Genomic DNA, 23019 nt, shown 5'->3' on the forward strand with positions numbered 1-23019 from the left:
GTCTTCACACCAGCAAGCTGTCATACGATTAAAACGATTGTTCATTTCGGTAAGGTTTCATGACTTCAAGCACATGCTCAAATTCATCTTTTGTTCGAAATGGAATGCCTTGTGCAAGCTGCTGCTCTACATGACTTTCCAAGCGGGACGTATCAATTTGAAAAAAGAGATGAATAGGCTCCGCCCACCCGTCAGGCCTTCCATGAAACGTAGAAATCACGCCGTCTTCTGATAATCCGATATATCCATTTGCTTTACTCAAAGGTGATATATCGTCAATTTGTTTTCTAAAAAGGGCAAAATCCTCTCGCTGTTCTACCAATGTCCAGCCCTTATACTGGGCCCAAAATGTGTCTTTGTCTTCTAATGATGCCCGCTGTCTTTCAATACTTACATCGCCGTCTAGATAGACCTTTTCAAGCTGAACGTTGATGGTTTTTGACTCTTTTTGCAAGTGTTCTGCTGCTTCCATATCAACAGCGAAAAAGAGTACACTTGTCATGATAAGTCCTGTAACGAAATACTTTATTTTCACTTTCACTATTTACACCTCTTTAGAACATAAGATCGATGCATGACATATGTAGTTTGACCCATTTTGCTACACATTAACCAAATCGATGTCTTGACACATATTGAGAGTCTTTCGTTGTATCCTTCGTGCGTAAATGTTATGTTTTATACAATCCATTGCTCTACCGAATTACATGGTTTTTTCATCATTCGTTTTTCAGCCGCATAAACTGAAACCAAAGAAGGTGAAGTCAATGTCAGATGTCAAAAGATTAGCCGAATCGATTCAGTATCAAGAAGAAAAGCGTTTTAATAAGCTCGTCTTTAAACCGGCTGAGCTTGAGCTGTGCGGCAAAGGAAGAAGTGCCTATGTATTTTCATACAAAAAAGACGGCAAGAAAATGGCGTTAAAAGTCTTTTTTCCTTCTTATCGAAACATCGCCCGCAAAGAGGCTGCAATTTATGAAAAACTTTCCGGCTCCTCCTATTATCCTGAGATTTATGAGTCTGGGGATCAGTATATTTTAATGGAATATATTAAAGGTTATACTTTCTATGAATGCCTGACAAAAGGAATTCCGATCAAAAAACAAATGATTGAACAAGTAGATGATGCATTGGAAGAAGCACGCGCGAAAGGTTTAAATCCTTCTGATATTCATCTGCGAAATTTAATTTTAACAAAGGATAGCCGCGTCAGGGTCATTGACGTCGCCCGCTTCACGCAAACGAAAACATGTCATCAATGGGATGATTTAAAAGCTGCATACGCCTATTATCAAAAACCTTTTTTCCCTAAAAAAGCGCCGCGTCTGTGGCTTGAAGTGATTGCCTATTTGTATAAGAAAAACTGGCTGTCTCGAGGTCAGCTGAACAACCGAAATGATTTTACTGCATAATGAAAGCCGCTCGAAAAGAGCGGCTTTCAGATTGTTGACAAAGGGCTAAAATGAACTTTATTTTAGCCCTTTGTCTTCTTTTCAGCGTGATAGAAAACCTTTGAATTCTAGGAAGGACGAGTACCGGCGCGGAGCGAATTTGACATTCGTGAGCACCGGCACGCAGGACTGACACCGAATGCGAGGGTTTGTCTACACGCTGAAAGCCGCTCTCTTTGAGCGGCTTTCTGTTTTATTCTGTTTCTACATGGATACTATTCACATTTAATAGGTTAATGATTTCATTATTCAGCTTAAACCAATGATTGGCTTCCTCAATTTTTTTATACACATCATAGGTAGCTGGACGTTTCAGCTCGAAATCGAGCACTTCCCCATTGTTCATATGAAATGTTACCTTAAATACTTTCATCATAAGATCACCTTCCACTCTGTCTTGTTCACTAACCGAATCGGTCAGCTCTTTTCATTCATTCTCTATTCAATCCGTTTCCCCTGCTTCTTTCCTTCTAAACACAAGAAGTTTAAATTTTGTTTAAATTCGCACAACATATCTATCTATGTACTCTTCAAAAGAAGTATATTGAATGAAAAGGAGGCTACCTTTATGAAACAAAAGAAAAAACGAACATCTCCAGAGAGACAAACAGTCCTGTTTCATTTAACAGATGCCCTCATCCCAAGTGTTGAAACGATGGCGATTGCAGTAAGAGCATTTTTGCACCTCGTAAGAAAAGCCATTTCAGCCGTTTTATAAAACCCCGCACTAGAGGAGTGCGAGGTTTTTTTTAGGATTGATAGATTTGGCTGCCTTGATTGATAAACTCCTTTGCCTTCTTCTCCATCTCTCTTTTCACTTCTTCTGATTGGTTGCGGATGTCATGGGAAATTTTCATACTGCAAAACTTTGGTCCACACATGGAACAGAAATGAGCGGTTTTAGCACCTTCAGCAGGCAATGTTTCATCATGGAATGCCAGCGCACGTTCTGGGTCAAGAGACAGATGAAATTGATCCCGCCATCTGAATTCAAATCTCGCTTTCGATAAGGCATCATCACGCTTTTGAGCAGCAGGATGTCCTTTTGCTACATCAGCTGCATGTGCGGCAATTTTATAGGCGATGACGCCTTCTCTTACATCTTCTTTGTTCGGCAGACCTAAATGCTCTTTTGGTGTCACATAGCACAGCATGGCGGTTCCGTACCAGCCAATCATCGCCGCACCGATCGCGGATGTAATATGATCATATCCCGGTGCAATATCTGTTGTTAGAGGACCTAGCGTATAAAAAGGTGCCTCTTTGCATATCTCCATCTGCTTATCGACATTCTCTTTGATTTTATCCATTGGAACATGACCAGGTCCTTCAATCATGACCTGTACATCATGTTTCCAAGCGATCTCTGTCAATTCCCCTAACGTTTCCAGCTCTGCAAACTGCGCTTCGTCATTTGCGTCCGCAATGGATCCCGGTCTGAGCCCGTCCCCAAGCGAAAAGGCAATGTCATACGTTTTCATGATTTCACAAATTTCTTCAAAATGGGTATACAGAAAGTTCTCTTGATGATGAGCGAGACACCATCTTGCCATAATGGCTCCGCCTCTTGAAACAATTCCTGTGACCCGGTCGACTGTGAGCGGAATATACCTTAACAGGACGCCCGCATGAATGGTGAAGTAGTCAACCCCTTGCTCTGCCTGTTCAATTAATGTGTCTCGGTATACTTCCCACGTCAAATTTTCTGCGATTCCATTCACTTTTTCAAGTGCCTGATAAATCGGGACAGTTCCTACTGGGACTGGGCAATTGCGGATAATCCATTCTCTCGTTGTATGAATATCCTTTCCTGTAGACAGGTCCATCATCGTATCTGCCCCCCATCTAATTGCCCATGTCATCTTCTCCACCTCTTCTTCAATGGACGACGTCACAGCTGAATTGCCAATATTCGCATTAATTTTCACGTGAAAATTCTTCCCGATGATCATCGGCTCACTTTCAGGATGGTTGATATTCGCTGGAATGACCGCTCTTCCACTAGCCACTTCCTCTCTAACAAACTCAGGACTTAGCTGTTCTCTCAAAGCGATAAACTCCATTTCAGGCGTAATGATCCCCTTTTTTGCATAATGCATTTGCGTCACACAAGCACCTTGTTTCCCGCGGAGCGGCACATGATGAAAATCTGTATGGGCAGCTTGAAAGGATTCTTTCCCATTCAAGCGATATCCATTATCTTCTGGCTTTACTTGACGCCCTTCATAGCTTTCAGTATCTTCTCTTTCTTTAATCCATTTTGATCTCAGACGCTTTAATCCCTTTGTGACATCAATATGAGCCTCCTCATCTGTATACGGTCCACTTGTATCGTACACACGAATCGGTTCATTTTGGATATCACCTGCTTGTGTCACTGTATTTGTGAGCACGATTTCTCTTTTTGGCACCAAAATGTCAGATCTTGAGCCTTGTTCATATACCTTTCGACTGCCTTCAAAATTTGATAATAAAGATTGCGTTGATGGAACATTTGTCTTTTCATTCATTTGCTGTTCTCTCCTTCTTTTCGTGTGACCGGTCAGGATGGAATCAGCACCAGCAAAAAACCAGATTCTATGTAAAGAACCTGGTTTCGTCGTCAGAAAAAAACATGTATGCCATTCATATGGCACACGTATCATCTTCAACTTCCCCACGCTGGTACGAGCCAGATCAGGTCCAAAGGGTTAAGATGCTTGTCTTCTCTCTCAGCCCGCATTTCCGGGCACCCCTAGTCACTTATATTGATTTCCACAACAGTGTAGCATAGCTGAGAAATGAAAAAAAGAAGTTTCAGGAAAATAGTTCCTTTCCCCTACAATGAATACACGATCTTCACGATATACATCTTTCTATACACGATCTACCTCTCTCATTTCGATTAAATCAGAAATAATCATTGATCCTTTTCTCCTATTATGTATAATTAATCTAAACGGAGAATTTTTATACAAACATGATTCAAAGGAAGTTCTAGTCGATTGCAAACATTTCTTACATTTATCGTCGTTGGATTCTCAATTGCTCTACCTGTTGGAGCGATCACGGTTGAAATGACAAAGCAGGGATTAAAAAACGGATTCTTTCATGGATTAACTGTAGGCGCTGGTGGTATGACCATCGATATATTACTCATCTTGGCTTTATATGCTGGATTTGCTCAATTTTTATCTTTGCCCTTTATCCAAATTCCGCTCTGGCTGATCGGTGCCATCTTTTTAATGATTCTTGCCTACGATTCGATTAAAAATGCGGATCAAGACATCCATTTAGCAGGAGAAAAAGTGAATAAATCATTCGCTAAAACATACCGAAATGGGCTGCTCGTCGCAGTATCCCCTGGAAACCTTGTGTTCTGGGTATCTGTGTTTGGTGCTGTACTGGCAGATGCTTATAAAAATACAAATTCATCTGAATTTATATTGGCTGCTACGGGTATTTTGGCAGGGATTCTTCTTCATGACATCGGTCTTCTCACGATTGTTTCCCTAACAAGAAAAGTGATGAACCGAACAATGATTAAGTGGACATCCATTATTGCCGGTATTTTATTACTTGGATTTGGCTGTTATTTCTTTTATGAATTTTATATCGGGATCAAAGTTTATTTTTAAAGAAAGGCTAAAGTTCGTCATGAACTTTAGCCTTTTTTATTCCAGCCTATCGGGTCATGCCTGTCTGACCTGTTTCAAATTGCGTTTTTCTCATATCTCTGAAGCGTGAAAATGCGCCTTCGTCTTTAATGACTTGGACAGCTCTTCCATCTGCATAACGAGTCGCTGCTTCTTCTACTTGTGATACACCCTCTGATGTCAAGCGCCCATCTGTTTTAAGAGCAATATACACATTTTCATCCGTCACCATAACTTGTGAGTCTGTCACATGGTTCATTTTGTTCACTCGGTTAGCGATTTTTCTTGAACGCTGGATGTTCTCTTGTTTATCGTAGCCAGAGAACGACATTTGGTTATGATAGTTCATATCTCCATGACTGTAGCGTCCATCTCCACCAGTAAGTGGCATCCTCACTTGATCCTGTGTAGGGCGTGAACGATAATCAACATTCGTTGTATTTCTTCCGTTCATTCCCTCCATAAGCTCAGAAACCGGTCCTTGATGATCTTGGTTGTTGTCTGTTGCCTGTTGATTGGAGTGGTATCCAACTGGCTGACCTGATTGATTATGACGTGTATCTACACCTGCATTGTTATTTGTACCACATGCCGTTAATCCAATAGGTAGAAGCACTAAGGCGATTGTTTTTTGCCATTTTTGTCTCAAACGAAAAACCCCCTGTACAAATTGAATCTCATGAGCGCAAAACAGGCTCTGTTTTAGCATGTACAGTTGAGGACAAAAACAAGCTGTCAGTTATAAACAAAAAAAGGAACGATTGAGATCGTCCCTTGTGTCATTAATCTTCTTCGTCTTCTTCTGGTCTTGCAAAGACAGATGGGTTTTGATAAGGCTGCTGCATATAAGGCTGTGCTGGATAAGCACCCATTTGACCATATGGAACAGGGTTTGGATAATGTCCAGGCCATGGTTGATGATGCTTCATGCCATCATCGCATCCGCAGTCTTCCTTGCCATATGCTTCATTTGGAGCGTTTGGATAAAAGCCTTGATTGGCATTGGCATTTGCATTGGCATTTGCATTTGCGCCTGCATTTGGATGCATATGGTGGTGCCAGTGATGCCCATCGTTTGCATGATGCTCATGATGTTCACCGTAATAAGCCGGTGCTTGATACGCAGGATAATAAGGCTGAGTCGCCGGGTAAGGATACGGCATCATGTGATGGTGATAATACGGCTGTACCGGATAACAAAGGCCTGATCCCGGTAAAATAGGAGAAGCGGGTACCATTTGCTGCGGATATGGATACATTGCTGGCATGTAATGACCATAACCATAATAAGGATCATATGACTCTTGATGATGGTGGTGATGCTCTTTATTTTCAGCCATGCCCCCTACTGCTGCCCCTCCAACATTCGGCATTTGCGGGAAATTAGGAAGGTTTGGGTAATTACTATGTTCCATATCTTTTCCCTCCTCTTTTTGATGTGGGATATGAATGAATGGATCATATCCCTTTGCCACTTCATCTTTGAAATGATCCTTATTTTCATGATGAAAATGGTCCTTGTGATCTTTATGATCCTTTTTCTCATGAACATGATCTTTCTTTTCATGAACGTGATCTTTTTTCTCATGATGTTCTTTTTTGGGAGGAGGCGTGAATGGCTGGTAGAGATTCGTCTGATAATAGTTTACATCAACTTGTGGAAAAACTGGCTGTTCAATCTTTGGTACTGGTGGCACATAAGGTACCGGTTCATTCGGCTTTTCCTTCGGCTTCGTATCTTGAACTTGCACGACATCCTTTGGCTTTTCTTTTACATACGGGTGTTCTTTTGCTTTTGGCATTTCTTTTGCTTTGTGATGATCGGTTTTCACAGGAACACCACTAGATGGAATTTTAATTTTCATTCCTGGCATGATCAAATCTGGATTACTGAGCTGCGAATTTAATTTTTTCAATTCTTGAAAGTCGACTCCGTACTTCTTTGAAATTTTCCAAAGGGAGTCTCCTTTTTGCACAATATGAATTTTCAACGTTTTCCCCTCCTATGCAAAACGTGAACGTAGCGGTTATGTCAGAAGTACAATATGTTTCAACATAAATTTATGCCTATTTACAAGCCGATATGATAAAAACTTGTTTTCTGATAGGAGGGGACACTTCATTATTTAATGGTGAGCATCTTATTTAAAGCGAGCAATGCCTCTTTTGTCGTCTCTTCATTCACTTGAATCAAACCGACCGGCTCCCCTTTTTCAATGCTTTCAAGTGACCATAGTAGATGAGGCAGATCAATACGGTTCATTGTCAAACATGGACACATATCTGGATTAAGGGATTCGATTTGTTTGTCAGGGTGCTGGTCAATGATGCGTTTCACTAAATTCATTTCTGTTCCAATGGCCCACTTGCTTCCTGCTGGTGCCTGCTTGATCGTATCAATAATAAATTTCGTTGAACCAGCTAGATCAGAAGCCTTTACAACTTCATGTGTACACTCTGGATGAACAAGAATCTGTATGTCACGGTCTCGTTTTCTCGTTTGTTCAATATTCTCAATGGTAAATTTCTCATGAACAGAGCAATGACCTTTCCATAAAATCATTTTGATTCGATGAAGCGGTTGGTCGGTGATGAGCTTTTCTTCTATTTGATTCCAGACAGCCATTTCCTCTAGCGGAATCCCTAAATCATAGGCCGTATTACGCCCTAAATGCTGATCAGGAAGAAAAAGAATCCGCTCTTTTTGGGTCAGCGCCCACTCCAATACTTTTTTAGCGTTTGAAGATGTGACAGTCGATCCGCCATGTTTGCCGACAAATGCTTTAATATCAGCCGTTGAGTTTACATAAGTCAGCGGAAGGATCGTATCTCCAAACAGCTCAGTGAGCTTATCCCACGCCCTGTCTGTTTGTTTCATATTCGCCATATCTGCCATTGAACAGCCAGCTCTCATATCTGGCAAAAAGACGTGCTGATTCTTTTTTGATAGCATATCGGCCGTTTCTGCCATAAAATGAACCCCGCAAAATACAATGTATTCTGCTTCGTGATTGTCAGCAGCAATTTGTGCAAGCTGCAATGAATCACCTGTCACATCAGCAAATTGGATGACTTCATCTTTTTGATAATGATGACCTGGTATAAAAAGCTTTGATCCAAAGGCGCGTTTAATCTCTAATACTCTCTCTTTCATTTCATCATAAGAGCGCTGTTTATATTCATCTGGCATCATGGCTGTATGCTGCGCTGCTAACACATCAAGCATGGACATGAGTCGTTCCCCCTTTATGGCTGAATTCCATATTCATACTAAAATCGAATGATGGAGCAGAATGTGTGAGGAATCCAAGTGAAATAAGGTCTACACCTGTCCCCCGGTAGTTAGCCACATTCTCCAACGTGATACCGCCTGATGCCTCTGTCAATATGGTTTCAGGGGTCATTTGTTTAAAGCGCTTCACTTCGTCTGGAGAGCAGTTGTCAAACATGATGACATCTGCTTTGGCATCAATGGCTTCCATCAGCTGTGCTTCTGATTCAATTTCCACTTCAATTTTCACCATATGACCGGCGTATGCTCTTGCTTTCTCCACAGCTTCCCTGATAGAACCACAAGCCGCAATATGATTATCTTTAATCATCACCCCATCGGATAAGCCGAAACGATGATTCTTTCCGCCTCCGACTTTTACTGCGTACTTCTCCAGCATGCGCAAACCGGGTGTCGTCTTTCTCGTATCACAAATCGTAATAGATGGATCAGCTAATCGCTCTACTACTTCATGCGTTAGTGTAGCAATCCCTGTCATTCTTTGCAGGATATTCAACACCACCCGCTCCCCTTTCAGCAAGTCGTTGACGGGGCCTGTTATTTGTGCCAGTACAGCCCCTTCATGAATCCAATCACCTTCCTGGAAAAACAGCTCAGTTTGAACTTGTTCATTCAGCAGTTTGTATCCCATATCAATGACTTGCGTCCCGGCCAATACGCCTGATTGTTTCGCCATGATGTAAGCTGTTCCTTTCTTGTCTCCAAAGATGGCATCAGCGGATACATCTCCAAACCCAATATCTTCTTTTAAAAAATGAGTGAGCATTTGCTTTAACTGTAAACGTTCCATTTGGCACCAATCCTTTCATTTTTTACGATATAAATATGGCCCTGTTCATGTACAATCTGTTTTGCTCGCCACGAAGCATCATGCCGATTAGGATAATCTGTGCGATAATGACCGCCCCTGCTTTCTGTTCGGAGTAATGCAGATTTGACAAGGCATATGGCTAAAGCCCATTGATTAGTTATTTCGATCTGTTCATTTGTGATATTCTTCACATTGATTTGCTGAAAAGAGACTTGTTCTAAATGATTGAGCAAAGTCTGTAAGCCTTTCTCATCTCTCACAATTGCGGCATATGCCGTCATCCATTTTCTGAGCTGAGCCAGTGACACCGTTGGGACAGACCATACTTCTTGAATGGAAGGAGCAAGGTTTTTATCTTGCCAGGTTTGCAACCGCTCAATATACCGTGCTGCGTTGTTTCCTAAAACGAGACCTTCTAAGAGCGAATTACTTGCCAGTCGATTGGCGCCGTGTAAACCTGTACAAGCTGCTTCACCAATGGCAAAAAGTGATGGAACTGTTGTTTCTCCATGTTCATTCACCTTAATTCCCCCCATTAAAAAATGCATACCGGGTGAAACTGGCAGCCTTCCGCTTGCCATATCAACTCCCGCACGCTGACACATCGAAGCAATCGCAGGAAAACGTGCAGAAAAATGCGGAATATCACGGATGTTCAGATAAATGGAATGACCGAGTTGCTGCTCATGGAAAATGGTCCTTGCCACCACATCTCTAGGCGCTAAATCCCTCTGCGGATGGATTCCTTTCATGATCCGCCTGCCTGATTCATCTTCTAAATAGGCGCCCTCTCCCCTGACTGCCTCTGATACGAGCCCGATCGCTTTACCTGAAGTGGTCAAAAGGGTCGGATGGAATTGCACAAATTCGAGATCTACTAGCTGTGCCCCTGCGCGATAGGCCATCATCAGACCATCTCCTGTCACAGACGGATCATTTGTGTTTGTCTCATATAAGGATCCACAGCCGCCAGTGGATAATACAACTGCATCTGCGGTCATTGTATGTACATGACCTTTTTCGTCTTTCCACACAACACCGGTACATATCCCTTCATGAACCAATAGATCCATGACATGATGGTTTTCGTATACATGAATGTGTGAGCCGAGCTTCCCTTTCAAAAACTGCACGAGGGTTTTTCCCGTTTGATCTCCCCCTGCATGCAGAATACGATGGGTCGTATGGGCTCCCTCTTTACCTAACTGCGGGATTCCCGTTTCATCTCGATCAAATGGGCAGCCCTCTTCTACGAGCTTCTTTACAAGATCTTTTCCATGACGGACGATCTCCTGTACAGTTTTGTCATCATTGTGACCACACCCCGCAGCTAAAGTGTCTTGCACATGCTGATCGACAGAATCATGTGCGGAAAAAGCTGCAGCGATTCCCCCTTGTGCAAGCATGGAATTACTAGAGGAAAATTGTTTTTTTGTCATCATGATGACTTGGCAGTTCTCTGAGATCGTATTCACAAAGGAAAGAGCCGCAATGCCCGACCCCACCACAATGACTTTTTTGATAGATGACACAATTGCCCCTCCTGTCATTTACACCTGTCTTGACACATATCATTACACAACACTACAATAAATACAAGAAAAAATTTTCACACAGGAGATGGATGGATTTGATTTATTTAGATTATGCAGCTTCTACACCTGTTTCTGAGGAATCACTGCATGTATTTCAGCAGTTGAGCAAAGAATGTTACGGAAATGCGAGCAGCCTGCATGATGCAGGAGGAAGAGCAAATGAAATCTTGGCTTACAGCAGACAATCACTTGCAGCGATTCTAGAGGGCGAACCTGATGGCATTTACTTTACAAGTGGCGGAACTGAATCCAATATCCTTGCGATTCAATCGATCATAAATGGGCTCCCTCCACATAAACAGCATGTCATTACCACATCAGTAGAGCACCCTTCCGTTCATCATGCGGTCAATGCCTTGAAGCGTCTCGGTGTGAAGGTGACGGTCATAGAACCGAATCAAGAAGGAATTATCACAAAGGAGATTCTCAAACAGGCTCTATTGCCTGAAACCGGACTAGTATCCATCCAGCATGCCAACTCAGAAACTGGGATTATTCAGCCATTAGCTGAATTAGCGACGCTCTTAAAAGAAAGAGATATTCTTTTTCATACAGATGCAGTGCAGACATTCGGAAAAATGCATGTGTCGATTAAAGAACTTGGGGTTGATGCCCTCTCCATTTCGAGTCATAAAGTGTATGCACCTAAGGGCGCCGGTGCTGTCTATATGGGAACTCATGTCCCTTGGAAGCCTATATATCAACATACTGTACAGGAAAATGGTCTACGCCCAGGGACAGTGAACGTACCTTGCATTGGTGCTTTTGTGGCCGCGAGCGAGCAAATCATGCTGAAAATAGATCAACAGCAACAGCTAGATATTCAGCTTCGTGATTATTTTCTTCAGCAGCTAAAAAAAAGGCAGCTGCCTGTCCGCATGCTGCAAGAAAATGACCAGCGCCGCACGCTGCCTCATATTATTGGTTGTTTTTTTGAAGGGTTTGAAGGACAATATGTAATGTTAGCTTGTAACCGGCAGGGAATTTGTATATCTACTGGAAGTGCATGCGCTTCTGGTTATCATCACCCTTCCCCTGCTGTAAAGGCATTACATGTATCAGATCGTGATGCCCTTCAATTCATTCGACTATCATTTGGACGAGGATCATCAAAGGATGACATCGATCAGCTTTTGCATACATTTGAGCGCTTGCAAAAGGAGAAGAAAGGAGCATAAAACGTGGAACAAGAGAGAAAACTCATTGGCGAAGAAAGAAGAAACGCCATTTTAAAGTGGCTGAAAGAGACAGATACACCACTCACCGGAAGTTTTTTAGCCAAAAAAGCCGCTGTCTCACGACAAGTCATTGTACAAGATATTTCATTACTCAAAGCAAAAAACGAACCCATTATTGCCACAAGCCAAGGCTATGTGTATATGGCGCAGCATACACCGGAAACTGAAATTGAACAGATTATCGCTTGCAAGCACGATCCTCATCGTACAGAAGAGGAGCTCACACTGATTGTAGACTACGGTGTAACGGTGAAAGACGTGATGATTGAGCACCCTGTCTACGGGGAGCTAACGGCCTCTATTCGAGTGAGTACGCGCAAACAAGTGGCTGACTTCGTTCATCATATTTCTAATACAGGCGCCTCCTACTTATCAGAGCTGACAGACGGCGTACACTTACATACCCTTACTTCCTACAGCCAAAAACAGCTTGACCAAGCCATTCAAGCGCTTGATGACGCTGGATTTCTCATTAAAGACTAAAAAAATAGTGTCCCCTGCAGGACACTATTTTTCATTCGTTAATTCATATGTTTGATAGCTGCCGAGTAGTTTCACTTCACAGCCAATCGCTTCTAATTCTTGAATGGCACCAGGGACAAGTACATCATCCATCTCTTTTTCGATATCAATGATAAATAAATAGTGTCCAAGGCCTGTTTTTGTCGGACGCGATTCAATTTTAGACAAATTGAGATTCCGCCATGAAAAAGCTGATAACACGCGGTGCAATGCACCAGACTGATCATCCTTTGGCAGGCTGACAACAATGGTCGTTTTTGGCTTTGAAGAAAAACCAGAATTCATTGGGAACGATGCCTTCGCCTCTTTATGTAAAATAACAAAACGTGTATGATTGTGCGGATAATCATGAATGTCTTTTTTCGCAATCGTCAATCCGTACGTTTTTGCGGCGATTTCATTCGCAATCGCACCAACAGCTTCATCTGGATGCTCACTGATGTATTTTGCTGCATAGCCTGTTGATTCCACTGGCCGATGCGGAATATCAGGGAACTGCCTCTTCAAAAATTGATGACACTGCGCAATGGCGTGCGGATGTGACTGAATCACATCTAATGTCTCCCAGCTCTCCGCTCTCGATGGATGGACAAGCAGGTGCTGGCGAATCGGTGCTGTCATTTCGCCCACAATGGACAAAGCGTCCTCATGAATTAAATAATCAATCGTTAAGTTCACAGATCCTTCGAGTGCATTTTCAAGTGGAACGACCGCCAAATCTACTTCTCCCTTTGACACGGCATCCATACATTGCGGAATGGTTGCATAAGCCCGTTGCTCTGCTTCTTTTGGAAAACAAGAACAGACAGCCAAATGAGTAAATGTGGCCTCTGGTCCAAAGTAACCTACCGTTAATTGCTTCATCTGCTATGATCTCTCCTTTTACGCCCCAGAACCTAGAATTTCAACTTTTTCGACAAATTCAAGTTTTCTTAATTGATTCATGACTGTATTGATATCATCTGCCATGCCGGCCGTACTGATCGACAGGGTAACATTCGCTCTTCCTTGCAGCGGAATCGTTTGGTGAATGGATAACACATTACAGCCAGAGTCAGCCACAATTTGCAGCAGCCTAGACAGAGCCCCAGACCGATCCTCCAGGTGGAAAAACAATGTGATGATCTGCTCTTTGACCATCGTATAAAATGGAAAAACAGCATCTCGATATTTATAAAAAGCACTGCGGCTTAAATCCGCTTTTTGAACAGCATCAGCAACTGAATCCGCTTTTTTGCGATCGAGAAGCTTTTTGACTTCAAGCGTTTTTCGCATCGCATCCGGAAGTACATCCTCTCTTACTAAATAGAACGTTTCTTCTTTCACCTGTTTTCTCCCCTTTTAAAAACGGGAGAGCCCATGAACTGGACCCTCCTTTTGATCAATCGATAAATTCAAATTCAAATTCAAGCAGACGAATGATGTCTCCATCTTTTGCACCACGTTCACGCAGGGCATCATCAACGCCCATTCCGCGCAGCTGTCTAGAGAATCGTTTCACTGACTCGTCTCTTGAGAAATCTGTCATCTTAAACAGTCGCTCAAGTGCTTTACCAGTTAAGACAAACGTACCATCAGGATCTCTTGAGATCTCAAATGCTGCTTCTCCTTCATCAAACTTGTACATCACACGGTTATCAGAGAGCTCTTCTTCATTGTAGAGCGGGAATTCCGGTGTTGTTTCAAGCTGATTGGCGATTTCAAATAAGAGCTCACGAAGCCCTTCTCTTGTGATCGCACTAATTGGGAACACTTTATAGTCATCTGTTAATTTTTCTTTAAATGCCGCTAGATTGTCAGCTGCATCCGGCATGTCCATTTTGTTCGCTACAATGATTTGCGGACGCTCTGTCAATCTCATATTGTATTGCTCAAGCTCTTCGTTAATCGTCACGTAATCTTCGTATGGGTCACGCCCTTCAAGTCCAGACATATCAATGACATGGACAATGACACGTGTACGTTCAATGTGGCGTAAAAATTGATGACCTAAGCCAACACCTTCGTGCGCTCCTTCGATCAGTCCTGGCAGATCCGCCATGACAAAGCTTCGGTTATCGTCTGTTTCAACAACTCCGAGGTTTGGCACAAGCGTTGTAAAATGATAATCCGCAATTTTTGGTTTCGCAGAAGAGACAATCGAAAGCAGTGTTGACTTCCCGACACTTGGGAAACCAACAAGTCCAACATCTGCAAGTACTTTTAATTCTAAGATGACGTCACGTTCTTTACCTGGCTCACCGTTTTCAGACAGCTGTGGTGCAGGGTTTGCTGGTGTTGCGAAGCGTGAATTTCCACGTCCACCACGTCCACCTTTGGCAATCACAGCCCGCTGTCCATGCTCTGTCAAGTCAGCTAGTACTTGTTCCGTCTCGGCATCTGTCACCACTGTACCCGGCGGAACTTTAACAATCATTTCTTCCGCATTTCGGCCATGCTGGTTTTTACTCATTCCATGCTCACCGCGGTCCGCCTTGAAATGACGCTTATAACGAAAGTCCATTAACGTTCTGAGTCCTTCGTCTACTTCAAATACTACATCTGCACCATTTCCGCCATCGCCGCCTGCTGGCCCGCCTTTTGGCACATATTTTTCACGACGGAACGCCACCATACCGTTTCCGCCGTCACCGCCTTTAACATACACTTTAACCTGATCTACAAACATAACTTCCTCCGTTTCTCTGCATCACATATCTCGTTCTTGCCTCAAACAAAGCTCAATCATGGACTCGTGATTCGTCACATGAAATTGCGTTATACTCATACATGGATAGTTTGCGTCATGAAACGCATTTAACGCATCCAAACTTGTTAATTTTCCTTTGAAATCAAAATATAAGATCACATCATTCTCTTCATGATCCGTTTGGAAAGTGACCGTTAAATGATTTTCAGTTTTTTGGCAAACTGATTGATCGAATATCGAAAACAACTCCCGTGATACCGTTAGCAGCTGCGATTCATATGCTGATAAGTCTCGGGTTTCACCAAGCACTTCATATTCTAGGGTGATAAAATGCGACTCCCAATTAAAGGTTAGAAAGTAATAGGCCAATTGGGGAATTTTTAAATTTGAGAGTTTGGATTCATGCTGTGCTTCAATGACCATTTCTTCTATTATTTCGAACACTCGGTCATATTTTTCTAATGTCAAGTTGCCTTTGATTAACTGCAATTTATTCATCCAGTCGTGTCTTGAACGACTAAGCAAATGGATCAATTCATTCGTTAATGCAACGTGAGTTAATTTTTCGTTTTGTTTACTTGGTATCTCTTCCATTATCGCACTCCCAATCGTTTGGTCTCTCTTTTAGGAGTCTTATCATCAATATGTCTCCCTGAATTATAACAGAGAAGACAGCTTAGAAAAACACTAGTTATGTGAGGAAAGGTTGTTTTTTCTGATCGTATAGGAGAAAATGAGGCAAAGTCAGCAAACATTCTTTGATAATCTATGGAGTGCATCTTCTTTTATCATCTTCAGTACTACTTGTAAAAAGCGCAAAAGCTCCCTGAATAGTGAAAAAAACTCCAGTCAATGACCGGAGTTTTTAGCAATTATTGTGCCGCAGGATATACGCTCACTTTTTTACGGTCACGACCGAAACGTTCGAATTTAACTGTTCCGTCGATTTTAGCGAAAAGAGTGTCGTCGCCTCCGCGTCCAACGTTTTCACCTGGATAGATTTTCGTTCCACGTTGACGATAAAGGATAGAACCACCAGTTACGAATTGACCATCAGCACGTTTAGCGCCTAAACGTTTAGACTCAGAGTCACGTCCGTTCTTTGTAGAACCTACCCCTTTTTTAGATGCGAAAAATTGAAGATCTAATCTAAGCATGAAGTTCACCTCCTATTTTTTTGTAGATATTCTCACATAATCGTGATAATCTCGTTCAATTGTTTCTAAGGAAACGACCATGCCTTCTAAAAGCAACTGGGCTTTTTCAAAGGTGACTGGATCTGTATCAGCTGGCAGTTCAAAAGAGAAATACCCGCCTTCATCTCCAATATCAAGCAGTGGATCCATTCCTGTCAGTGCAATAATTGAATTGACTGATCCGAAAACAACAGCAGATACACCTGCACAAACGAGATCCTGACCTTTTTCAGCAAACTCGGCATGTCCAGTCATCTGAAAAGACGTAATGCTTTCATCTGCTGGCGACCGAGTAATGGTTGCTTTGATCATATCACTCACACGCCTTAAGCGTTGATTTTTTCGATAACAACTTTAGTGTAAGGTTGACGATGACCTTGTTTTTTGTGGTTGTTTTTCTTCGGTTTGTACTTGAACACAGTAATTTTCTTACCGCGACCTTGTTTTTCAACTTTAGCCGTTACTGTTGCTCCAGCAACTGAAGGGTTACCCACTTTGACAGTGTCTCCGCCGACAAACAATACGTTTTCGAAAGTAACTGTTTCACCTGCTTCAGCAGCTAGTTTTTCAACATAAACAGTTTGACCTTCTTCAACTTTTACTTGTTTACCACCAGTTTCGATAATTGCGTACATCTCTGCACCTCCTAATAAACTCAGACTCGCCGAATACAGGGGGCCAATAGGCTCTTTACACCTGCTCCGCGCGGTTGTAGCACGGGTGCTACATATCCATAACATTAAAAAATATATCAAATTAGACGCTGAATGTCAATGTATTTTCACCATTAGTACGGCAAAAGAAGATCTTCCATGGAAGAGGTGGTTCTTCGATCTGAAAAATAAGCATGGAGCAATTCATTTTCATCGAGCTGGCTCATTTTCACACCATTCCGTTCGATAATAATGGGATGCTTACAGCCCCTTTGGAATCGCGCCATCACTTCATATATTTTCTCCTCAGCACCGGCTCTCAGCGGAATGAGTTTCTCTACCTTTTGCTCTTTTTTACCGTAATAACGTTCTAGTAAAAAACGTACCCTGATATAATGCCGCTGCCGGTGCTCCATCACAAGCGAGTAGGCTAAAAAAGTGAGCAGGATCCAGCCATTGAATTGCAGCGGAGCAAAACAGAGTAACCCTGCTGTCAAAAGACCGAAAAAAATGAGAGAGCCTTTTATTGCAAGGGCATGTGCCTGTTGGAAAGGGTAAAAAACAGATAAGAGCAAAAAGAATAATTTCCCGCCATCAAGTGGCCAAATGGGCAAAAGGTTCACTAAAAAAATCGCTACATTATAAAAAGTAAACATCGTAAAGACATCATATGAGATAAGTGAGGCTTCCATGAGAAGCCAGGCGACGAGCTGGAGCGGGACATGCTGAAGCGGTCCGCATAAAATGACCGCCAACTCTTCTTTTAGCGGACGGTTCCCATGCTCTTCTACTTCTACCGCCCCGCCAAATGGCAGTAAAAAAATCCGCCGAATCCGCCAGTGATAATAACAAGCAGCCGCTGCATGTCCAAGCTCATGGACACAGACGATGATGAGCAGACAAAGCAACGGCTTAATTTGACCTGATAGCATGGCAAATGCCATGACTATCCAAAGGAGCGGGTGAACATGGACCTTTGTCAGCATGAGCAGCCATCTATTCAAAGGTCATCACCTGAATGGGATCAATAAACTGTTCATTTTGCTTAATGGCGAAGTAATATGTCCCCTTGCCTTGTTTATCAAGCGCAATTTGACCAATTTTTTCCCCTTTATCGACAAAATCGTATAAAGCCACATCAGCTTCTTTTAGTTGGCCGTACCAGCTGTAGCTGTTATCTGCATGCTGCACCACGACTGTGAGCCCCGTATCACTTTTCTTTTTCACTTCTACGACATAGCCTTCTTTCATACTATCGATGGCTTCAGCAGATGTTTCAACTTTCACTCCGGCACCATTTTGCGTAAAGGATTCCTGCACTTTTCCAGAGGCAGGGACAGCCAGCTCTTGATTGGCTTGTACGTCCTTTTGTCCTTCTTTTTTATCGGTTAAAAAGGCAAGTGGGTTTCCGACAGTCTTCTCAAACCACCGGTTGGCGGCGGCAAATTGAAAATCTTGTTCAAAGGTTTGACTGATCATCGGCTTCAGCTGCTGAAAAGGCCCCGCCTGTCCTTTAAATGAAATAGCGGCAATCAGTACAAGAGAGGCAGAAAGTAAACATTTAAGCACAAATGTATTTGAATGAAATAACGGATGGCGAAATTTTTTCGGCTGATGAGAAGTTGACTCGTAGGAAGCCGAGCCAGAATGCTTTTCTTCTTCTGTTAACATGACCCATGGCGGAATATCATCTTTCTTCTTGAAAGCTGCCTTCTTAGGGGCTGCAGCTGGCTGCTTCATTTTGCGGCGCTGCGCTATTTTCTTTCGATACTCGTCCACTCTTTTCATAAGATCACCCTTTACATACAAACAGTTTGTACATTTTATGTGGCGACCTCCTATGATATGCACCAAAAAGACCGATTCTCATCGAATCGGTCTCATCTCACGTGAATCATTATGCTCTTACACCGAAAAATGCTTTCAGCTTTGCAAACATCCCTTTGTTTTCTTCTTCAAAGGATTGAAGAGGAACAGATTCACCTAGTACGCGGCGAGCAATATTGCGATACGCAATGGAAACTTTATTTTTAGCATCCATGACAATCGGTTCACCATTGTTTGAAGCCTTAATGACATCATCATCATCGGCTACAATGCCGAGAAGATCAATTGATAAATGATGAACAACTTCATCCACATCCATCGAATCGCCATTTTTCGCCATGTGTGTACGAATGCGGTTCACAATCAAACGAGGCGGTTCAATATCCTCTTGTTCCAGCAAGCCGATAATTCGGTCTGCATCTCTCACAGCTGAGATTTCAGGTGTCGTGACCACAATCGCTTTGTCAGCACCTGATACAGCATTTTTAAAGCCTTGCTCAATTCCAGCAGGGCAATCAATGACAACATAATCAAAGTCTTGTTTCAATGATTGAATTAATTCTTTGATCTGCTCCGGCTCTACCGCCGTTTTATCGCTTGTTTGAGCAGCAGGTAAAAGATACAACAGATCCTCGAACCGCTTATCCTTCACAAGCGCTTGGTGAATCTTGCATCTTCCTTCTACTACATCGACTAGATCATAAATAATGCGGTTTTCAAGCCCCATCACGACATCTAAATTCCGAAGGCCGATGTCGGTATCAACTAGACACACTTTTTTTCCTTGAATTGCTAGTGCTGTGCCTAAGTTTGCAGATGTTGTTGTTTTGCCAACGCCGCCTTTTCCTGAGGTAATCACAATAGCCTCGCCCAATTTCACATTCCTCCCTCAAGCCTTGTCAGATTAGGTCTTATATGAGCCAATTGCTGCAGGCGTTCAATGATCATATTGCCATCTATATCTAAATAAGCACATTCCATTTCATTTCCATCTTCTTTTTGATCCGGTGCACGGTTAAACACTTGTGCGATGCGAAGCTGGGTTGGAATCATATGAGATGCTGCAATCACAGCTTGTTTGTTTCCATTACATCCAGCATGCGCTACACCTTTTAATGCACCGAGCACAAAAATATTCCCCCCTGCACGAATGGTGCCGCCAGGGTTGACATCTCCTATTAATAAGAGATCTCCTTCGACATAAAGCACCTGTCCAGAGCGTACAATTTTTGCTACAGAAGTAATCTCAGCCTCTGCTTTTAAACGTCTCGCCTCTTCAGTTGACATGACGTCACTTTCAATAGAGTGAATGACGAGATGTTCATTTTCAGACACCGCTTCAGTTAAACGCGCCTCTTGATCCTCTGTTAAATATCGAAAACCAAGTTTAATATGCACATTGACTTTATGTCCTTCTCTTCCATCTGTATATTGCTCAAGTAAAAGAACCTCTCGCAAGCCAGAAAGAAGGTCTTCAAACGAACAGTCATCATTTAACTGTAATGTTAATCCGTTTTTTGTACCTTTTATTGTCACATACTGCTGTTTTTGAGTTTTCAAGATGCTCACCTCAACAACATACTCATTTCGCCGTAATTGGACAAACTCCTGCTTTTATTCGTCGATCAGTCCTTGTTTCACATTGATGAAAAAGAGCCTAAGCGGCACAACAAGTATGAGAGACGCAGCAGTATTTAAAAGAATCGTTGGAATAAAGCGTTCGATGACATACGTATTAAAAGGCATAATACCTGGTTGAATCGTCGCTTGAACGCCGTACACATAAAACTCCATCACTGCAACAGCAATCACCGATAGAAAGACAACGACTAACATATTCGTTTGGAGGACTTTGAAGGCTTTTGCTAACAAATAGCAGAGCGCACCAAAGCCAAACATATGAACACCAAGAATACCTGTATACGAAATATCATATAAAAGTCCAAAGATAAATCCATAAATCACACCATATTTTTGATTCACAAAAGCTGTCATAAATACAAGTGCGAGTAAGATGAAATGAGGTGCTAAAATTTGATTATCTGAAACAAATGGGAGCTTCACTAAATCGACAAAAATACTGTCAAATACGAAAATAAACAACATGACGAAAGCAAGAAGGACACGTTTCACGAGCCTTCCTCCTTCGTTAATTGAGATGCATCTGCCGTACTTGTGCTGCGATTCACAACAATCACGCGGTCTAAATTATTGAGTTCAGCAGCTGGTTCTACATAAATAATTTTCGTCAGTCCGTAATGGTCCGGCTCAATTTCGCTTACCTTTCCAATCGTCAAGCCCTGCGGGAATACGCCCCCTGCTCCAGATGTTTCAACAAGATCTCCTTTTTTGACATCCCCATCAGCATCGGATTTTAAAATGTTCATTGTCAGCATTTTTTTCTTGCTGTCATAACCGTTAATAATTCCATTGAGTTCTTCTTTGCCCTTTTTCGCAAAAATTTTCGTTGAAATTCTATTATTTTGATCTGTAGAGCTTAGCAACCTTACAGTCGACGTAAAATTGTTGAGCTTATCACTTTCAATTTTCCCAATTAACGCACCACTCTCATTGGTGACCGCCATATCTTTTTCAACGCCTTGCTTTTTCCCTTTATCAATCATGACAAAACTATCCCAAAGGGATGGGTTTCTCGCAATGACTGTTGAAAGAATGGGCGTGTAGTCACGAATAGAGTTCACATATCCGAGCTGCTTGCGAAGCTTTTTGTTCTCATCTTCTAGTTCTTGAAGTTTCGCCTCATATTGGGTTTGTCCATCAAGTTTTTTTCGAAGACGCTCGTTTTCATCATATGTGTTCTTTAAATCTTGTACGTTCCCATAAATACCGGCAATAAATTGTGATGGTTTATGAAAGACACCTTGAAAAAAGCCTGTCGTATCCCCCACTAATTTTTCCGGCCATGAAGCACCTCTGCCGCTTTTCACTGAAAAACCAATCATGGCCACCAGTACGATGACACAGACAAGGAGCAACATTAATCTTTTATTCATAAAAAACTGCGGCATGTCTTACACCTCTTTATTTACGCCCAATTATCGATTATCTTTAGATTTTCCTTTGAACAAGTGAATATGTTCTAGTGCTTTCCCTGTTCCGATCGCCACACAGTCAAGCGGATCTTCAGCAATAATGACCGGCATTTTTGTTTCATCACTAATGACTTTGTCAAGATTACGCAGCAATGCACCACCGCCTGTTAAAACGATTCCACGGTCCATAATATCTGCTGCCAGCTCAGGTGGCGTTTTTTCAAGTGTCATTTTGACCGCATCGACAATTGTTTCCACCGTATCACGAAGCGCTTTTGCAATTTCTTCTGCCGTAATAGAGATCGTTTTTGGCAGACCTGTTAAAAGGTCACGGCCGCGAATGTCCATCTCATCATGTACGTCAGGCTGCGCAGAACCGATTTCCATTTTAATCGCTTCTGACGTGCGATCACCAATCATAAGATTATACGTTTTACGAATGTAGCTGCTGATCGCATCATCCATCTCGTCTCCTGCAACACGGATCGATTGAGATGTCACAATACCGCCAAGTGAAATAATGGCTACTTCTGTTGTACCGCCGCCAATATCTACAACCATGCTTCCAGTTGGCTCCCATACAGGAAGGTTAGCACCGATTGCCGCAGCAAATGGCTCTTCAATAGGGTATGCGTCACGAGCACCAGCTTGTCTTGTTGCATCAATGACAGCACGCTCTTCTACTGCTGTAATACCAGATGGTACACACACCATCACGTACGGTTTACGAGCAAAAAGCCCTTTACCTTTTAATGCTTGATTAATGTAATATTTCATCATTGTTGCTGTCGTCTCGTAGTCTGCAATGACTCCGTCTTTCATTGGGCGCAGTGCCACAACATTACCAGGTGTACGACCGATCATGTTTCTAGCATCATTTCCAACCGCCACTATAGACTTCGTATCAGTTTCCAAAGCTACGACCGAAGGTTCTCTCACAACAATGCCTTTTCCTTTAATAAAAACAAGCGTATTCGCTGTTCCAAGATCTATTCCAAGGTCTTTTGTACCAATTCCAAACATATGTATGTATCTTCCTTTCTTAAACCAAAATTCC

Annotated in this window: 27 protein-coding genes, 1 riboswitch and 1 other annotated feature; of the genes, 5 read left to right on the forward strand and 22 right to left on the reverse strand. The window is 42.4% G+C overall.

Annotated elements, in window-relative coordinates:
* Positions 1–28 precede the first annotated feature (28 nt).
* On the reverse strand, positions 29–541 hold the full coding sequence (locus NST73_RS12750) for an intercompartmental signaling factor BofC (RefSeq protein WP_008342756.1): 513 nt from the start codon (positions 539–541) through the stop codon (positions 29–31).
* Positions 542–767: 226 nt separating this feature from the next.
* On the opposite strand from NST73_RS12750, the gene NST73_RS12755 reads away from it, so the two are divergent.
* Complete coding sequence (locus NST73_RS12755) at positions 768–1412, forward strand: serine/threonine protein kinase (RefSeq protein WP_096881684.1); 645 nt, start codon at positions 768–770, stop codon at positions 1410–1412.
* 232 nt (positions 1413–1644) lie between these two features.
* Here the strand turns inward: NST73_RS12755 and NST73_RS12760 are convergent, their stop codons facing one another.
* Complete coding sequence (locus NST73_RS12760) at positions 1645–1827, reverse strand: hypothetical protein (RefSeq protein ID WP_008342761.1); 183 nt, start codon at positions 1825–1827, stop codon at positions 1645–1647.
* Positions 1828–2019: 192 nt separating this feature from the next.
* On the opposite strand from NST73_RS12760, the gene NST73_RS12765 reads away from it, so the two are divergent.
* A complete protein-coding gene (locus NST73_RS12765) occupies positions 2020–2169 on the forward strand; it encodes a hypothetical protein (protein WP_017367715.1) in 150 nt (49 codons plus the stop codon).
* Positions 2170–2200: 31 nt separating this feature from the next.
* Here the strand turns inward: NST73_RS12765 and thiC are convergent, their stop codons facing one another.
* On the reverse strand, positions 2201–3961 hold the full coding sequence (gene thiC / locus NST73_RS12770) for a phosphomethylpyrimidine synthase ThiC (protein WP_342499123.1): 1761 nt from the start codon (positions 3959–3961) through the stop codon (positions 2201–2203).
* Between the two features lie 126 nt (positions 3962–4087).
* A riboswitch (TPP riboswitch) is annotated at positions 4088–4197 on the reverse strand.
* A gap of 238 nt (positions 4198–4435) precedes the next feature.
* On the opposite strand from thiC, the gene NST73_RS12775 reads away from it, so the two are divergent.
* The gene (locus NST73_RS12775; protein ID WP_041090919.1) at positions 4436–5068 is read left to right on the forward strand and encodes a LysE family transporter; all 633 of its coding nucleotides are present in this window, start codon (positions 4436–4438) and stop codon (positions 5066–5068) included.
* Positions 5069–5114: 46 nt separating this feature from the next.
* Here the strand turns inward: NST73_RS12775 and NST73_RS12780 are convergent, their stop codons facing one another.
* The 5 genes from NST73_RS12780 to nadB form a co-directional block, all read right to left on the reverse strand.
* Complete coding sequence (locus NST73_RS12780) at positions 5115–5735, reverse strand: YhcN/YlaJ family sporulation lipoprotein (protein ID WP_342499124.1); 621 nt, start codon at positions 5733–5735, stop codon at positions 5115–5117.
* 133 nt (positions 5736–5868) lie between these two features.
* On the reverse strand, positions 5869–7077 hold the full coding sequence (gene safA, locus NST73_RS12785) for a SafA/ExsA family spore coat assembly protein (protein WP_342499125.1): 1209 nt from the start codon (positions 7075–7077) through the stop codon (positions 5869–5871).
* Positions 7078–7208: 131 nt separating this feature from the next.
* A complete protein-coding gene (gene nadA, locus NST73_RS12790) occupies positions 7209–8318 on the reverse strand; it encodes a quinolinate synthase NadA (RefSeq protein ID WP_342499126.1) in 1110 nt (369 codons plus the stop codon).
* Positions 8305–9168 (reverse strand): carboxylating nicotinate-nucleotide diphosphorylase, encoded by an 864-nt coding sequence (nadC, locus tag NST73_RS12795; RefSeq protein WP_039167041.1) that lies wholly within the window; start codon positions 9166–9168, stop codon positions 8305–8307. The genes nadA and nadC overlap by 14 nt, the downstream gene beginning before the upstream one ends.
* A complete protein-coding gene (gene nadB / locus NST73_RS12800) occupies positions 9150–10721 on the reverse strand; it encodes an L-aspartate oxidase (protein ID WP_144679881.1) in 1572 nt (523 codons plus the stop codon). Before nadB ends, nadC begins: the two co-directional genes overlap by 19 nt.
* A gap of 92 nt (positions 10722–10813) precedes the next feature.
* Here nadB and NST73_RS12805 point away from each other — a divergent pair, with 92 nt between their 5' ends.
* On the forward strand, positions 10814–11962 hold the full coding sequence (locus NST73_RS12805) for an IscS subfamily cysteine desulfurase (RefSeq protein ID WP_342499127.1): 1149 nt from the start codon (positions 10814–10816) through the stop codon (positions 11960–11962).
* 3 nt (positions 11963–11965) lie between these two features.
* Positions 11966–12505 carry a transcription repressor NadR gene (locus NST73_RS12810; RefSeq protein WP_024718395.1) on the forward strand — a complete coding sequence of 180 codons (540 nt, stop codon included), beginning with the start codon at positions 11966–11968 and terminating at the stop codon, positions 12503–12505.
* Positions 12506–12529: 24 nt separating this feature from the next.
* Here the strand turns inward: NST73_RS12810 and pheA are convergent, their stop codons facing one another.
* The 14 genes from pheA to NST73_RS12880 all read right to left on the reverse strand — a co-directional run bounded on the left by pheA (position 12530) and on the right by NST73_RS12880 (position 22985).
* Positions 12530–13408: a prephenate dehydratase gene (pheA, locus tag NST73_RS12815; protein WP_039167032.1), complete on the reverse strand. Its 879-nt coding sequence runs from the start codon at positions 13406–13408 to the stop codon at positions 12530–12532.
* A gap of 18 nt (positions 13409–13426) precedes the next feature.
* Entirely contained in the window at positions 13427–13870 is a 444-nt protein-coding gene (locus tag NST73_RS12820) for an ACT domain-containing protein (protein ID WP_008342790.1), read from the reverse strand.
* A 55-nt stretch (positions 13871–13925) separates the two neighbouring features.
* The gene (gene obgE / locus NST73_RS12825; protein WP_007501521.1) at positions 13926–15212 is read right to left on the reverse strand and encodes a GTPase ObgE; all 1287 of its coding nucleotides are present in this window, start codon (positions 15210–15212) and stop codon (positions 13926–13928) included.
* 21 nt (positions 15213–15233) lie between these two features.
* Positions 15234–15827, reverse strand: a complete 594-nt coding sequence (locus tag NST73_RS12830) for a sporulation initiation phosphotransferase B (protein ID WP_007501522.1) — start codon at positions 15825–15827, stop codon at positions 15234–15236.
* A gap of 278 nt (positions 15828–16105) precedes the next feature.
* The gene (rpmA, locus tag NST73_RS12835) at positions 16106–16390 is read right to left on the reverse strand and encodes a 50S ribosomal protein L27 (RefSeq protein ID WP_003216586.1); all 285 of its coding nucleotides are present in this window, start codon (positions 16388–16390) and stop codon (positions 16106–16108) included.
* A gap of 12 nt (positions 16391–16402) precedes the next feature.
* Positions 16403–16741: a ribosomal-processing cysteine protease Prp gene (locus tag NST73_RS12840; protein ID WP_007501524.1), complete on the reverse strand. Its 339-nt coding sequence runs from the start codon at positions 16739–16741 to the stop codon at positions 16403–16405.
* Between the two features lie 14 nt (positions 16742–16755).
* The gene (gene rplU, locus NST73_RS12845; protein WP_003216781.1) at positions 16756–17064 is read right to left on the reverse strand and encodes a 50S ribosomal protein L21; all 309 of its coding nucleotides are present in this window, start codon (positions 17062–17064) and stop codon (positions 16756–16758) included.
* A 12-nt stretch (positions 17065–17076) separates the two neighbouring features.
* Positions 17077–17150: a sequence feature (ribosomal protein L21 leader region), on the reverse strand.
* A 66-nt stretch (positions 17151–17216) separates the two neighbouring features.
* The gene (locus NST73_RS12850) at positions 17217–18086 is read right to left on the reverse strand and encodes a M50 family metallopeptidase (protein WP_041506793.1); all 870 of its coding nucleotides are present in this window, start codon (positions 18084–18086) and stop codon (positions 17217–17219) included.
* A complete protein-coding gene (locus NST73_RS12855; protein WP_024718399.1) occupies positions 18079–18870 on the reverse strand; it encodes a M23 family metallopeptidase in 792 nt (263 codons plus the stop codon). The genes NST73_RS12850 and NST73_RS12855 overlap by 8 nt, the downstream gene beginning before the upstream one ends.
* 109 nt (positions 18871–18979) lie before the next feature.
* Positions 18980–19783, reverse strand: coding sequence for a septum site-determining protein MinD (minD, locus tag NST73_RS12860; RefSeq protein ID WP_017358134.1), 804 nt, complete (start codon positions 19781–19783; stop codon positions 18980–18982).
* Positions 19784–19785: 2 nt separating this feature from the next.
* On the reverse strand, positions 19786–20469 hold the full coding sequence (gene minC, locus NST73_RS12865) for a septum site-determining protein MinC (RefSeq protein WP_007501533.1): 684 nt from the start codon (positions 20467–20469) through the stop codon (positions 19786–19788).
* 54 nt (positions 20470–20523) lie between these two features.
* Positions 20524–21042: a rod shape-determining protein MreD gene (mreD, locus tag NST73_RS12870; protein WP_047947116.1), complete on the reverse strand. Its 519-nt coding sequence runs from the start codon at positions 21040–21042 to the stop codon at positions 20524–20526.
* The gene (mreC, locus tag NST73_RS12875) at positions 21039–21938 is read right to left on the reverse strand and encodes a rod shape-determining protein MreC (protein WP_007501536.1); all 900 of its coding nucleotides are present in this window, start codon (positions 21936–21938) and stop codon (positions 21039–21041) included. Before mreC ends, mreD begins: the two co-directional genes overlap by 4 nt.
* Before the next feature lie 27 nt (positions 21939–21965).
* Positions 21966–22985 (reverse strand): rod shape-determining protein, encoded by a 1020-nt coding sequence (locus tag NST73_RS12880; protein WP_007501538.1) that lies wholly within the window; start codon positions 22983–22985, stop codon positions 21966–21968.
* Between the last annotated feature and the right edge of the window lie 34 nt (positions 22986–23019).

The sequence above is a fragment of the Bacillus sp. FSL W7-1034 genome, assembly GCF_038593365.1.
GTDB lineage: Bacteria > Bacillota > Bacilli > Bacillales > Bacillaceae > Bacillus > Bacillus altitudinis.